This is a genomic window from Caballeronia sp. SL2Y3 (genome assembly GCF_022879575.1).
Taxonomy (GTDB): Bacteria; Pseudomonadota; Gammaproteobacteria; order Burkholderiales; family Burkholderiaceae; genus Caballeronia.
Map to the genome: position 1 here is coordinate 516328 of NZ_CP084260.1, position 13287 is coordinate 529614.

Consider the following 13287-nt stretch of genomic DNA (forward strand, 5'->3'; position numbering starts at 1 on the left):
CACGGACATGGACTATGTGATCGGCATCGACATCGGCACGCAGAGCACGAAGGCGCTCGTCGTCGATACGGAAGGCGCGATCGTCGCGCAGCATTCGAGCGCCTACCATCCGGATACGCCCAAGCCGCTCTGGGCCGAGCAATGGCCGTCCGTCTGGTTCGACGCGGTGACCGAGTGCATCGCCGGATGCGTCGGGAAGACGAAGGCGCAGGGCATCGACGCGCGGCAGATCAAGGCGCTGTGCGTGAGCAGCCTCTACGGCGGATCGGGCATTCCGGTGGACGAGCATATGGAGGCGCTTCATCCGTGCCTCATCTGGATGGATCGCCGCGCCACCGCCGAAGTCGAATGGGTGCGCGAGCACGTCGACGTGCCGCGCCTCGAAGCGATCACCGGCAACGGCGTGGACAGCTACTACGGCTTCACGAAGATGCTGTGGCTGCGCGAGCATCGCCCGGATGTCTGGCAGAAGACGCGCTATTTGCTGCCGCCCAACGCCTTCGTGATTCAGCGGCTCACGGGCGAGCTCGCCGTCGATCACAGTTCGGCGGGCAATCTCGGCGGCGTGTACGACGTCAACGCACGCGCGTGGTCGCATGAAGCACTCGATATGCTCGGCATTCCCGCTTCGATGATGCCCGAGCGTCTCGTCGAATCGTCCGAGGTGGTCGGCGGGCTTTTGCCGCAATGGGCCGAGAAGCTCGGGCTCGCCGCGAACACGCCGGTCGTCGCGGGCGGCGTCGATGCGGCCGTCGCCACGTTCGCCGCGGGCGTCACGCAGGCGGGCCACCACGTGGCGATGATCGGCACGAGCATGTGCTGGGGCTACGTCAACCAGACGGTCGATGCGCGGCACGGCCTCGTTTCGATGCCGCACGTCTACAACGGCAAGCGCGATCTCTACGTGTTCGGCGGCGCGAGCACGGCGGGCGCATGCGTCGCGTGGTATCGGGACCAGTTCTGTCAGGCGGAAATCGAAGCCGCGAAAGCGACGCCGCACGGCGACCCGCATCGGCTGCTGGAGGAAGCGGCGTCGAACGTCGCGGCGGGCGCGGACGGCGTCGTGTTCCTGCCGTATCTGATGGGCGAGCGCAGCCCCGTGTGGGACGCGCACGCGAGCGGCACCTTCGTCGGCCTGAATCTCTTTCATACGCGCGCCACGCTGTATCGCGCGGTGCTGGAAGGCGTCGCGTTCGCGCTCAGGCACAACATGGAAGCGGGGCGGCGCGGTGCGCAATCGCTGGATGACCGGCTGATCGTCGTCGGCGGCGCGGCGCATTCGGATCTGTGGATGCAGATCATCGCGGACGTGACCGGCTTTCCGGTCTTGTCGATCGAACAGGAAGTGGAAGCCGCGATGGGCGCGGCGCTGCTCGCGGCGCTCGGCGCGGGGCTGATCTCGCGCGAAACGGCCGAGGGCGGCTGGGTCACGCTCGTCGAGCGCGCGAAGCCCGATGCCGCGCGGCAACGCGTGTACGACGCGCGGTTCGGTGTGTATCTCGACCTTTATCCCGCGCTCAAGGACGCGATGCATCGGCTGCGCGACGCCTGACGCCGACCTGCGCGTTCACGGTTCGCGCATCTGCGTCGGATGCGCGTCGAACACCGGTCCCTGCACGAAGTGGACATCGAACTGTTGAAGCGCGTCGAACTGCGCTTCATCGGACACGTTCGAGAAGATGAGCGGAATCTTCAGCCGGTGCGCATACGCGACGAGATGCTTCACGACCGAATCGCGCAGCGCCGCCCCCGCATCCATCTTGATGAAATCGAGCCTCGCCATCTCCGATACCGCCATGATCTGCCCGGCATTGGGCAGATTGCCGGCCACCTTGAATCCGTAGCGCTGATAGCTCTTGGTCAGATAGCCGAGAAACGTTTTGTGCGCGACCGCCGCCGCCGGCAGCTCGATCACCACGCGCGCCGGGTTCATGCCGAACTTGCGCAGCACCGACGAGAAGACCAGCCCGTGGTCGTACTTCACGCTTTTGAGGAGCCGCTCGTGCACGCGCAGGAACAGCAAGCCCGGCCGCTGCGGACCGAAGAAATTGAACGCATGCAGCGCGCGCGATAGACGGTCCAGCGTGACGAGTTCGTTGTCGTCTTCAAGGTGCGCGAACGGATCGCGCGGCATGTCGCCTTCGATCAACGTCAGCGCCTGCAAGCCGAGTTCGTCGCCGAAGCGTTGCGCGCTTTCCGCCGACGCGGACAGCGTTTGCGGAAAGCTGTGCGTGCCGACATCGAAGATCGGCTCATAGGCGCTCGCGAGCGTCAGTTCGCCATAACGGGCGATGGCCTGCCGCGCATGCTCGTCGCCGGCCAGCACGATATGCGCGCCGAGAAACGGATGGTCGGCGGCGCGGGCGACGAGTTCCGGCAGGGACGGGGAGATCATGGATGTGGATTCGGGTGCAGGCCGACCGGACGCTTTGTGATTATTCGGATGGTATCAGCGCGCGCGAGGGCCGCTTGCACCGAACTGACATATTGATATGCCGGCCGGGCGCATCGAATCAGGGTATACGAGCTATTTCACTAAACGTAATGCGTTTAACATGCCGTAAAACTTTGTCGAGGAGATCCGACGATGCCCCCGTTCGACACGCACACCGACGCGAGCCGGCACTATCAGTCCGGCTTCGCTAACGACTTCGCCACGGAAGCGCTGCCCGGCGCGCTGCCTATGGGCCGTAACTCGCCGCAGCGCGCGGCATACGGCTTGTACGCCGAGCAGTTGTCGGGCACCGCGTTCACCGCGCCGCGCGCGCACAACCGGCGCTCGTGGCTGTATCGCATCCGGCCGGCGGCGGTCCATAAGCCGTTCACGCGGGTGATGGACGATGCGTTGCGGGCGCGGCTCGTCGCCAATTTCGCCGATGTTCCGCCGACGCCGCCGAATCAACTGCGCTGGGACCCGCTGCCGATGCCCGACGCGCCGACGGACTTCATCGACGGCTGGGTGACGATGGCCGGCAACGGCGCGGCCGAGTCGATGACCGGCTGCGCGATCCATCTGTACGCGGCCAACCGCCCGATGCGCGACCGCTTCTTCTACAACGCGGACGGCGAACTGCTGATCGTGCCGCAGCAGGGACGGCTTTCGATTGCGACGGAGTTCGGCCATATCGATATCGCGCCGTTCGAGATCGCGGTGATTCCGCGCGGCGTGCGCTTTGCCGTGACGCTGCCGGATGGCGAAGCACGCGGCTACATCTGCGAGAACTTCGGCGCGCTGCTGCAACTGCCTGATCTCGGCCCGATCGGCTCTAACGGACTCGCGAATCCGCGCGACTTTCTCACGCCGCACGCGGCCTTCGAGGACCGCGAGGGCGATTTCGAACTCGTCGCGAAGCTGAACGGCGTGCTGTGGCGCGCGGATATCGGCCATTCGCCGCTGGATGTGGTCGCGTGGCACGGCAACTACGCGCCGTACAAGTACGATCTGCGGCACTTCAACACCATCGGCTCGATCAGCTTCGATCATCCCGATCCGTCCATCTTTCTCGTGCTGCAATCGCCGAGCGACACGCCGGGCGTCGATTCCATCGACTTCGTGATCTTCCCGCCGCGCTGGCTCGCCGCCGAGGACACGTTCCGGCCGCCGTGGTTTCACCGCAATGTCGCAAGCGAGTTCATGGGCCTCGTGCACGGCGTGTACGACGCGAAGGCGGAAGGCTTCGTGCCGGGCGGCGCGAGCCTGCACAACTGCATGTCCGGTCACGGACCGGACGCGGATACGTTCGAGAAGGCATCGGCGAGCGATACGTCGAAGCCCGCGAAAGTCGGCGACACGATGGCCTTCATGTTCGAAACGCGCACGCTCATCAAGCCCACGCAGTTCGCGCTGGAGACCGCGCAATTGCAGGCGCATTACTACGAATGCTGGCAGGGCCTCACGAAACACTTCAACCCGGAGCAACGATGAACGATGCGCTAAAGGCGACGCTCGCCCCGACGCTCAAAAGCTGGATCGAATCCGCGAACGATCCCAAGAGCGACTTTCCGATTCAGAACCTGCCGTTCGGCGTCTTCAGCGACGCGGTGAACGAGCGGCCGCGCGCGGGCGTGGCGATCGGCGACTGGATCGTGGATTTGGCGGCGCTCGAAGACGCGCGGCTGATCGACGCCAACGGCACATTCAGCGAGCCGCGCCTGAATGCGTTCATCGCGCTGGGACGCGAATCATGGCGCGCGGTGCGTGTCGCGCTCTCCGCGTTGCTCGCACGCGATACGCCGACGCTGCGCGACGATGCCGCGCTGCGCCGCCGCGCGCTCGTGCCGCGCGAGACCGCGACGATGCATCTGCCGGTCGAGATTCCCGGCTATGCGGACTTCTATTCGTCGAAGGAGCACGCGACGAACGTCGGTTCCATGTTCCGCGATCCGAAGAACGCGCTCCTGCCGAACTGGTCCGAGATGCCGATCGCCTATAACGGACGCGCGTCGTCGGTCGTGGTGAGCGGCACGCCGGTGCGCCGGCCCAACGGCCAACTGAAGCTGCCGGACGAGCCGCGCCCGATTTTCGGCGCGTGCCGCAAGCTGGATATCGAGCTGGAGACGGGCTTCATCGTCGGGCAAGGCAATGCGCTCGGCGAACCGATCCCGTGCGAAGAAGCCGAAGCGCACATCTTCGGCATGGTGCTGCTCAACGACTGGAGCGCGCGCGACATCCAGCAATGGGAATACGTGCCGCTCGGCCCGTTCAACTCGAAGACGTTTGCGACGACCATCTCGCCGTGGATCGTCACGCTGGATGCGCTCGAACCGTTCCGCACCGCGACGCCGGCGCAGGAGCCAGAGCCGCTTGCGTATCTGCAACACGCGGGCGATCACGCTTTCGATATCGAGCTATCCGTCGACTTGCGGCCCGAAGGCGCAGCCACCGCGACCACCATTTCTCGCACCAACTTCAGGCTGATGTACTGGTCGATGGCGCAGCAGTTGGCGCATCACACGGTGTCGGGCTGCAACACGCGCGTGGGCGACCTGTTGGGCTCGGGCACGATCAGCGGGCCGACGCCCGACTCGTGCGGCAGCCTGCTCGAAGCGACATGGAATGGCCAGCGGCCCGTGCGACTCGAAGAAGGCGGCGAGCGCGCGTTCCTTCAGGACGGCGACGAGATCACGCTGCGCGGCTGGTGTCAGGGCGATGGTTATCGCGTGGGCTTCGGGGAGTGCGTGGGGCGCATCGTCCCGGCGCGTTCCTTAGCGTGAGGAAAAGAACATGACGACAAAGACGACAATCGACGTCGAGCGCGCGCTCGGCGATGCGCACCGGCCCGCGTTTCATTTCCTGCTGCTCGCGCTGTGCGGGCTGTGCCTCGTGATCGACGGCTTCGACGCGCAGGCGATGGGTTATGTCGCGCCGGCCGTCATCGCCGAATGGGGCGTGCCGAAGTCGGCGCTCGCGCCGGTGTTCAGCGCGAGCCTCTTCGGCATGCTGCTCGGCGCGCTCGGCTTGTCCGTGCTCGCCGACCGCATCGGGCGCAGGCCGGTGCTGATCGGCGCGACGCTGTTCTTCGGACTCACGATGATCGCGACCGCCTTCACGCACAGCCTGCCGGTGCTGACCGCGTTGCGCTTCGTGACCGGCCTCGGGCTCGGCTGCATCATGCCGAACGCGATGGCGCTGGTCGGCGAATTCTCCAGCACCCAGCACCGCGTCAAGCGCATGATGCTGGTCTCGTGCGGCTTTACGCTCGGCGCGGCGCTCGGCGGCTTCCTGAGCGCGGCGCTGATTCCGTCGCTCGGCTGGCGCTCGGTCTTCTGGGTCGGCGGCGCGGTGCCGATCGTGCTCGCGCTCGCCATGTTCGTCGGGCTGCCCGAATCGCTGCAATTTCTCGTGCTGAAGGGGCATGAAGCGCGGGCGCGCGCGTGGCTGGCGAAGTTCGATCCGTCGCTTCGAATCGACTCGACGACGCGCCTCATCGTCCGCGAAAAAGGCGGCGAGGGCGCGCCGGTGGCCGAGCTCTTCCGCGCGGGGCGCGCGCCTGTCACGCTGATCTTGTGGGCAATCAGCTTCATGAATCTGATCGACCTGTATTTCCTCTCGAACTGGCTGCCGACCGTCATGCGCGATGCGGGCTATTCGCCCGGCATGGCGGTGCTCGTCGGCACGCTGTTGCAGACGGGCGGCGTGATCGGGACCTTGCTGCTCGGCTGGTTCATCGAGCGCTTCGGCTTCGTGCGCGTGCTGCTCGGCTGCTTTCTCGTCGGCGCGGTTTGCGTCGGGGTGATCGGCGGCGTCGCGCACGTTCAGACGTGGCTCTTCCTGGCCGTATTCGCGGCGGGCTTTTGCATCGTCGGCGGTCAACCGGCCGTCAACGCGCTCGCCGGCCATTACTATCCGACGACGCTGCGTTCCACCGGCATCGGCTGGAGTCTGGGCATCGGGCGCGTGGGATCGGTGATCGGGCCGCTCGTCGGCGGGCAGATGATCGCGCTCGGATGGAGCAACGTCGAGCTGTTTCACGCGGCGGCGGTGCCGGTGTTCTGTTCGGCGCTGCTCGTGGTGCTGCTCGCGCTGGTCCGCAGGGAAGTGCGTCGCGTGATGACAGCAGCCTAGTCGGGCAACGCTGTTCCATCAATCGGAAAAGACGACCGCGCGATACGCCGATTCGTGCTTGAAAACGCACGGCCGGGAGCCAACAATGAAGCCATCTGCACAGCCGGGCATAGACCCGGCTGCGTCGTATGAATGCCATGCCGTGATTCAACGCGAAACATGCGCGAGGAGGAACGCATGAATATCGAACGCGATCGTTTCCCCGTTTATTAGTAGTACGTAGGTCATACAAAGCAATGCCTCGTCGCATTACACTCATAGCCACGGGTCGATGGAAAACTGCATCGCGATGGTCGCGAGCGCCGCGACGACGACCGCGCCCATGATCGTGCCGCGCGCGCCGTATCGCGACGCGATGCGGCTCGCGAACGGCGCGACGACGACTCCGCCGCCGGCCTGCATCGCCGTCATGATGCCGACGACGTCCGACCCGTAACCCGCCTGCGTCAGCGCGAGCGCGGTGAGCGGCAGCGTCGCGCCGAGGCCCAGGCCCACCACCGCGACGCTCGATACAGCGCGAAGAAGTCGCGCGAGCGGACGCCTCTCATCGACTGCGCGCAGCGAGACTCAGGCAGCCTGCCCGATGGCGAGACGGCGCGCGCGCTTGTCGAGCGTCGCGGAGAGCAGCGTCAGCCCGAACGCGCCGCACGCCATCGCGACGCCCACCCACGGCAGCGAGGTCAGCGGCGCGCCGGCGCTGATCGCGCAGCCGCCCAGCCACGCGCCCGTCGCGTTGCCGAGATTGAAGGCGCCCTGATTGAGCGTCGAGGCGAGATTCGGCGCATCGCTCGCGCGGTTGACGATCAGGATTTGCAGCGGCGGCACGATGGCGAATGCGAGCACGCCCCACAGGAAGATGGTGATCATCGCGGAGATGGACTCGTGCATCGTCGCGGCGAAGACCGTGAGAATCACCACGATCGACACCAGGAACGACAGCAGCGAGCGCAGGAGCTTCCAGTCCGCGAGCTTGCCGCCGAGCGTGCTGCCCACCGTCAGCCCGAGGCCGAAGAGCAGCAGCACGTACGTGACCGCGTGCGGCGAAACGCCCGTCACGTCTTCGAGGATCGGCGTGATATACGTGAACACCGAAAAGAGGCTCGCCGAAGCCAGCACGCTGATGCCGAGCACCATCAGCACTTGCGGGTTTTTGAGTACGTTGAATTCGCGGAGGATGCTGCTTTCGCGCATCTCGATGTGCTTCGGCAGACACACCGCCAGCGCACCCGCCGCCGCGATGCCGATGAGCGTCACGACCCAGAACGTCGCGCGCCAGCCGGCCGCCTGACCGAGCGCGGTGCCGAGCGGCACGCCCAGCACGTTGGCGAGCGTGAGGCCGGTGAACATCAGCGCGATGGCTTGCGCGCGGCGGTTCGGCGCGACGAGATCGGCGGCGACCACCGAGCCGATGCCGAAGAACGCGCCGTGGCAGAACGCGGTGACGATGCGCGCGCCCATCAGCACCCAGTAGTTGGGCGCGAGCGCGCACAGCAGATTGCCGACGATGAACACGCCGATCAGGCCCATCAGCGCCTTCTTGCGCGGCATCTTCGCGGTGACGATGGCGAGAATCGGCGCGCCGATGGTCACGCCGAGCGCATAGCCCGAGACGAGCATGCCGGCGGCGGGAATCGACACGGCGAGATCGCGCGCGACGTTGGGCAAGAGGCCCATGATGACGAATTCGGTCGTGCCGATGCCGAACGCGGCAATTGCAAGAGCGAGGAGAGGCAAGGGCATGGCAAAAGGCGGGGAAAATGGGCGCGCCGGCCTGAATGGCGACGCAAGGAAGGATCGAATTCTACCGAAAGGTGATTTTTGGTGCTGGTAGAAACCCTGAGATTGCGCCGCGCCGACAATGCCGGATCATGAGCGGTTCCTTTTATGCGGCGCACGATTCTGCATGATTCGGGTCAGCGGCGCGGCCCACGTTCTGCATTCTTACCCGGCACGCGCGAATCGTTGCGCGGCGCGGGTGTTGGAAAAACACAGCACTGACTGAAGACATATGTCGCCTTTGAAAACCTGCCTGCGCGCGGCCATCGCCTGCGCGGTTCTGCTTGTCACGCACGCGCACGCCCAAAGCGATGCCGCCGGCCCCGTCGCGACGCAAGCAGGCACCGTCTACTTCCTGCGCGACGAATCGGGCTTTGCCGCGATGCTCGGCACGCAGGCGTTCGATCGCTTCGATGCACGCCGTCTCGCGCATTTCGATGAAGCGGGCAGCAACGGTTCCATCACGCGCGCCTTGATGCAGACGGACACCGGCCCGGTGCTCTATGACTTCCGCCGCAATCCGCCGCTGGTACAGCGCGCGGGCAAGCGCATGACCGTGCAGCGCGTGTTCTGGCAAGGCGACGATGTCGTGATGCAGACCACGGCGGGCTGGTACAAGCTGGAACGCGGCACGCTCACGAAGCTGCAGGCAACGACCAGAACGTATCACTGACGCACGCCGAACACGCGCTCGCCCGCGACCACGTAGACGGCTTCGCTCGCGCGGCGCACGGCGTCGTTGACTTCGAAGCCGCCGGTGAACGCGCCGAACGCCGGCAGCACGCCCGCGCGCCGGCCGAAGCGAAAGCACGGCAGCCGCACGCTGTCGATGCGCGTCGCCAGCCGATACACCGGATGCTCGTGGCCGGCGAGCGCGTAGCCGTCGTCCACGCTCTGCGGGTGATGGCACAGCGCCCACGGGCCGAGCCGATAAGGCTCCTGCACCAGTTCCACGCCGAAGCGCGCCGGCAGCTCGCCCGCATGCCGGTCGTGATTGCCTTCGACGAGCACCAGCCGCAACGCGCGATGCGTCGCGCGCCAGGCATCGAGCGCGGCGAGGGTTTCGTCGGCGTGGGATTCGCGTGCGTGCAGCAAGTCGCCGAGAAAGACGATCGACTCCGGGCGATGCGTCGCGATGAGCGCATCGAGCCGCGTCAGGTTGTCGGCGGTCGCGCCAGCCGGCACCGGGATGCCGCGCGCGCGGAAGACGGCGTCCTTGCCGAAATGCGCGTCGGCGATGAAGAGGCTCTTTTCGAGCGGATCGAACGCGGCGCGCTCGGCGGAGAGCACGAGCGCGTGGCCGTTTATATCGATGGTCAGGGCTTCGATTGGCATTGGGGCGTATCGGGAGTACCTCGGAGACCGGAACCTCGTGCAAGATGCGAGCCGCGCGAGCTTACTTCTCGCGTCCCCTGGAGTACGTTTACCATGCATATCGAAGCCAGAGCAATAGCGCAAGCGCCAGGAGAAATTTGATGACGACGACTTTGCGGACAACCCCAACGACGACTTTGCTCGATACCTTTGACGACTGCTTCTTCCGTTTCATTCGCAACCTGCGCCTCTCATTCCAAACCGTCCAGGACTTTCCAACAACAGTCCACACAGCATAGCCGTGATACGCCGACTCAAGGTGTGGTAGGCCCAATTTTTCGGAAAGATCGGGACTCCTGTTTTTTGGCACGAGACCGCTTGTGAAGCGCATCAAAGCGCTCCACAAAGCAGTTACGGCGCAGGGAAGGGCAACAACAGCCTGGTTGTTGTCAGCATGACAAAGAAAAAAAGGAGCTCACAAACGGAGCTCCTTTTAGGTCTCCGCTACGCGGAGGATTTCTCGCGGTCACAACTCCAACCCGTCGAGGACCGGCCTATCTCCGCAATCGCAGAGAAACCGTGCAACCAGGCAACGCAAGTCAAGCTCGTCGCGCCTGCCGCAAGCTACCAAAAATTGCGTAAGAGTGCAAACGATCAGCTTTGAGTTACATCGGGCTCGAACGGGCAAGCGGGCGTCGATCGTCAGTGCCTGACTGCCAAACCACTCCTACGCTTGCGCCGCCTTCTCCAACTCCGCCAGCATCCGCTCCACACGATCCGCGAGCTTCTCCGTGCTCACCTTCTCCCGCAGCCGCCCGACGATCAGCGGGAACGCGAACGGCGTCGGCTTCTTCGGATGCGTGAGCGCGAGGCGGCTTTCGCTCATCCGCACGAGCGCGTGGCGCAAACGGCTCAGTTCAAGTTCTTGCAGCATGACTTCCTGATCGGCTTGCGTGAGCAGCAGATTGCCGCTGTCGTGCTTGCGAAAGACTTCGTAGAAGAGCCCGCTCGACGCCTGCAACTGCCGCGCGCTTTTCTGCTGCCCCGGATGGCCCTGATAGATCAGCCCCGATACCCGCGCGATTTCCCGAAAGCGCCGCGCCGAAAGTTCCGATGCGTTCAGGCTCGCGAGAATGTCGTGCTCCAGATTGTCGGGCGAGAAGAGCCCTTCCGCGATCAGCGTTTCCCAGTCGAACGGACGCGCCGACAGCAACTCGAAGCCGTAATCGTTCATCGAGATGGAGAACGTGCTCGGCTGATCGCGCGCCACGCGCCAGCCGATCAGCGATCCCAGCCCGATATGCGACATGCGCCCCGCAAACGGATAGCAGAAGAAGTGGTGCCCCTCGCGCGATCGCACCGTCTCCACGACCAGCACGCCCGGTCCGGGCAGCGCGGACCACTTCGCCTGCAAGTCGAGCAGCGGCTTGACGGCTTGCATCTCGGGCTCGTCGTAGATGCCGTCGTTCGCGCGGGCGAGCATCACGAGCGCCGCTTCCGCCAGTTCGGACGACAGCGGCATCTTGCTGCCCGCCCATTGCGGCATGGCCCCGCGCGAGGACGTCGCGCGCTTCACGTAAGCGGTCATGTCGCGCACGCGCACGAGTTCCAGCGCGCGTCCGCCGAAGGTGAAGACGTCGCCGGGCTTCAGGCGCGAGATGAACGATTCCTCCATCGCGCCGATGCGCCCGCCCGTCATGTATGCGACGTTGATCGTGGCATTCGCGACGATCGTGCCGACATTGTTCCGATGCCGTCGCACGAGGTCTTCGCGCGGCACGCGATACACGCCGTCATCGCCCAAAACGACGCGGTGATAATCCGGATACGCCGCCAGCGACGCGCCGCCGCGCTCGACGAATGCAAGCGCCCAATCGAATTCCGCTTGGCTCAGATCGCGATACGCGTAGGCGGTGCGCACTTCGTCGAACATCTCGGCCGCCCTGAATCCGCCGCCGATCGCCACCGTGACCAGATGCTGCACGAGCACGTCGAGCGGCTTCAAAGGCATGTCGCGCCCTTCGATGCGATGCTCGCCGATGGCCCAGCGCGCCGCCGCCGCTTCGACCAGTTCGAGCGCATGCGTCGGCACGATCGTCACGCGCGACACGCGGCCCGGCGCGTGGCCGGAGCGCCCGGCGCGCTGCATCAGACGCGCGACGCCTTTGGGCGAGCCGATCTGAAACACGCGATCCACCGGCAGAAAATCCACGCCGAGGTCGAGACTCGACGTGCAGACGACCGCCTTCAGTTGTCCGTTCTTGAGCCCGAGTTCGACCCAGTCGCGGACTTCCTTGTCGAGCGAGCCGTGATGCAGCGCGATGAGTCCCGCCCAGTCCGGCCGCAGATCCAGCAGCGCGCGATACCAGATTTCCGATTGAGAGCGCGTGTTGGTGAAGACGAGCGAGCTTTGCGCATGTTCGATTTCATCGGCGACCGGCCCGACCTGCCGCACGCCGAGATGCCCGCCCCACGGAAAGCGTTCGATGGTCTCGGGAATCAGCGTATCCACGACGAGCGTCTTCGGCTGCGCGCCCTGCACGACGACGCGCGGCGTCTTCACCGGATGCAGCAGCGCGTCGTGAGCGAGCGCCAGATTGCCGAGCGTCGCGGACAAGCCCCAGATTTGCAGATCGGCGCGCCACTGCGCGAGGCGCGCGAGCGCCAGTTGCGTCTGCGTGCCGCGCTTGTTGCCGAGCAGTTCGTGCCATTCGTCGATCACCACGAGCCGCACGTGCGCGAGTTCTTCGCGGGCGTTCGCGCGGGTGAGCATCAGCGTGAGGCTTTCGGGCGTCGTGACGAGCGCAGAGGGCATGCGGCGGTTCTGCCGCGCGCGTTCCGTCGATGACGTGTCGCCCGTGCGCAGCCCGACGGTCCACGGCACCGCGAGCGCGCTGACCGCGGTTTGCAGGGCGCGTGCGGTGTCGGCGGCGAGCGCGCGCATCGGCGTGATCCAGAGCACGGTGAGCGGGGCTGGGAGCGGCGCTTTGTCGATGTCGGCAGCTGAATCTGCGGCCTGCGAAATCGAGCGGCGCTTGCGGTTCGCCTTCGGCTTTGGCGGGCCGGCGAACGCGGTCAATGCGCCGAGCCAGATCGCCCATGTCTTGCCCGCGCCGGTGGTCGCATGCAGCAGCCCGCTCGCGCCGCGTTCGACCTCGCGCCACACTTCGCGCTGAAACGGAAACGGCTGCCAGCCGCGCGCATCGAACCAGCGCGCGATGCGCTCGTCCATCGGCTTGGCGGCTTCTATCGCGTCGTACACGAACGGCGCGGGCCGGAAAAGCTCGGCGGCAGCATCCAGCTTGGCTTGCGCGGCCTGCGTGCGCGGCACGCGGCGGGGGCGCGGGGCGCGGCGTTTGGCGCGGGTTGGTGCGTCGGGCGGTTGCTCGTCGCCATATTCGGTTGAGAGTTGATCGTCGCGGTTCATGCGGCCGCCTCGCTTGCGTATGCGACGCGATCGGAAACGCGACGGTCGCCGGGAACGCGAGAGCAATCGCGCATGTGAAAGCCGTCGCGAATGCGAAGAACACCGGCAACGCGAAGACCGCCGGCAACGCGAGAGCCGCCACGAACGCGCGCGCAATCCCAAACGCCAACCCCGCCGCCCAATGCCGTCGCGCGCGCCAACCTTC

Annotated in this window: 9 protein-coding genes and 1 pseudogene; 5 read left to right on the plus strand and 5 right to left on the minus strand. The window is 65.8% G+C overall.

What is annotated here, in order from left to right:
* Positions 1-7: 7 nt before the first annotated feature.
* On the plus strand, positions 8-1552 hold the full coding sequence (locus LDZ26_RS02450) for an FGGY-family carbohydrate kinase (RefSeq protein ID WP_244848019.1): 1545 nt from the start codon (positions 8-10) through the stop codon (positions 1550-1552).
* A 15-nt stretch (positions 1553-1567) separates the two neighbouring features.
* Here LDZ26_RS02450 and LDZ26_RS02455 read toward each other — a convergent pair whose 3' ends face one another.
* Positions 1568-2395, minus strand: a complete 828-nt coding sequence (locus LDZ26_RS02455; RefSeq protein ID WP_244848020.1) for an EAL domain-containing protein — start codon at positions 2393-2395, stop codon at positions 1568-1570.
* Positions 2396-2587: 192 nt separating this feature from the next.
* Between LDZ26_RS02455 and hmgA the strand changes: the two genes are divergently transcribed.
* Genes hmgA through LDZ26_RS02470 form a run of 3 tightly spaced genes read left to right on the plus strand, consistent with a single transcriptional unit; the run spans position 2588 to position 6565 of the window.
* Positions 2588-3925 carry a homogentisate 1,2-dioxygenase gene (gene hmgA, locus LDZ26_RS02460; protein WP_244848021.1) on the plus strand — a complete coding sequence of 446 codons (1338 nt, stop codon included), beginning with the start codon at positions 2588-2590 and terminating at the stop codon, positions 3923-3925.
* Complete coding sequence (gene fahA / locus LDZ26_RS02465; protein WP_244848022.1) at positions 3922-5214, plus strand: fumarylacetoacetase; 1293 nt, start codon at positions 3922-3924, stop codon at positions 5212-5214. The genes hmgA and fahA overlap by 4 nt, the downstream gene beginning before the upstream one ends.
* A 10-nt stretch (positions 5215-5224) precedes the next feature.
* Positions 5225-6565, plus strand: coding sequence for an MFS transporter (locus tag LDZ26_RS02470; protein WP_244848023.1), 1341 nt, complete (start codon positions 5225-5227; stop codon positions 6563-6565).
* A gap of 258 nt (positions 6566-6823) precedes the next feature.
* Here the strand turns inward: LDZ26_RS02470 and LDZ26_RS02475 are convergent.
* Both LDZ26_RS02475 and LDZ26_RS02480 read right to left on the minus strand, forming a co-directional pair.
* Positions 6824-7113, minus strand: a pseudogene (locus LDZ26_RS02475) (MFS transporter); the annotation flags it as partial.
* 19 nt (positions 7114-7132) lie between these two features.
* Positions 7133-8305 (minus strand): MFS transporter, encoded by a 1173-nt coding sequence (locus LDZ26_RS02480; RefSeq protein ID WP_244848024.1) that lies wholly within the window; start codon positions 8303-8305, stop codon positions 7133-7135.
* A gap of 268 nt (positions 8306-8573) precedes the next feature.
* On the opposite strand from LDZ26_RS02480, the gene LDZ26_RS02485 reads away from it, so the two are divergent.
* Entirely contained in the window at positions 8574-9014 is a 441-nt protein-coding gene (locus tag LDZ26_RS02485) for a hypothetical protein (RefSeq protein WP_244848025.1), read from the plus strand.
* Here the strand turns inward: LDZ26_RS02485 and pdeM are convergent.
* Both pdeM and LDZ26_RS02495 read right to left on the minus strand, forming a co-directional pair.
* Positions 9008-9676 carry a ligase-associated DNA damage response endonuclease PdeM gene (pdeM, locus tag LDZ26_RS02490; protein WP_244848026.1) on the minus strand — a complete coding sequence of 223 codons (669 nt, stop codon included), beginning with the start codon at positions 9674-9676 and terminating at the stop codon, positions 9008-9010. The genes LDZ26_RS02485 and pdeM overlap by 7 nt on opposite strands.
* 706 nt (positions 9677-10382) lie before the next feature.
* Complete coding sequence (locus LDZ26_RS02495) at positions 10383-13082, minus strand: ligase-associated DNA damage response DEXH box helicase (protein ID WP_244848027.1); 2700 nt, start codon at positions 13080-13082, stop codon at positions 10383-10385.
* Positions 13083-13287: the final 205 nt, after the last annotated feature.

Excerpts from the sequence above, each read along its gene's own strand:
- LDZ26_RS02455 (WP_244848020.1), bottom strand. The coding sequence starts at position 2,395 with ATGATCTCCCCGTCCCTGCCGGAACTCGTCGCCCGCGCCGCCGACCAT.
- LDZ26_RS02495 (WP_244848027.1), bottom strand. The coding sequence starts at position 13,082 with ATGAACCGCGACGATCAACTCTCAACCGAATATGGCGACGAGCAACCG.
- hmgA (WP_244848021.1), top strand. The coding sequence starts at position 2,588 with ATGCCCCCGTTCGACACGCACACCGACGCGAGCCGGCACTATCAGTCC.
- pdeM (WP_244848026.1), bottom strand. The coding sequence starts at position 9,676 with ATGCCAATCGAAGCCCTGACCATCGATATAAACGGCCACGCGCTCGTG.
- fahA (WP_244848022.1), top strand. The coding sequence starts at position 3,922 with ATGAACGATGCGCTAAAGGCGACGCTCGCCCCGACGCTCAAAAGCTGG.
- LDZ26_RS02485 (WP_244848025.1), top strand. The coding sequence starts at position 8,574 with ATGTCGCCTTTGAAAACCTGCCTGCGCGCGGCCATCGCCTGCGCGGTT.
- LDZ26_RS02450 (WP_244848019.1), top strand. The coding sequence starts at position 8 with ATGGACTATGTGATCGGCATCGACATCGGCACGCAGAGCACGAAGGCG.
- LDZ26_RS02470 (WP_244848023.1), top strand. The coding sequence starts at position 5,225 with ATGACGACAAAGACGACAATCGACGTCGAGCGCGCGCTCGGCGATGCG.
- LDZ26_RS02480 (WP_244848024.1), bottom strand. The coding sequence starts at position 8,305 with ATGCCCTTGCCTCTCCTCGCTCTTGCAATTGCCGCGTTCGGCATCGGC.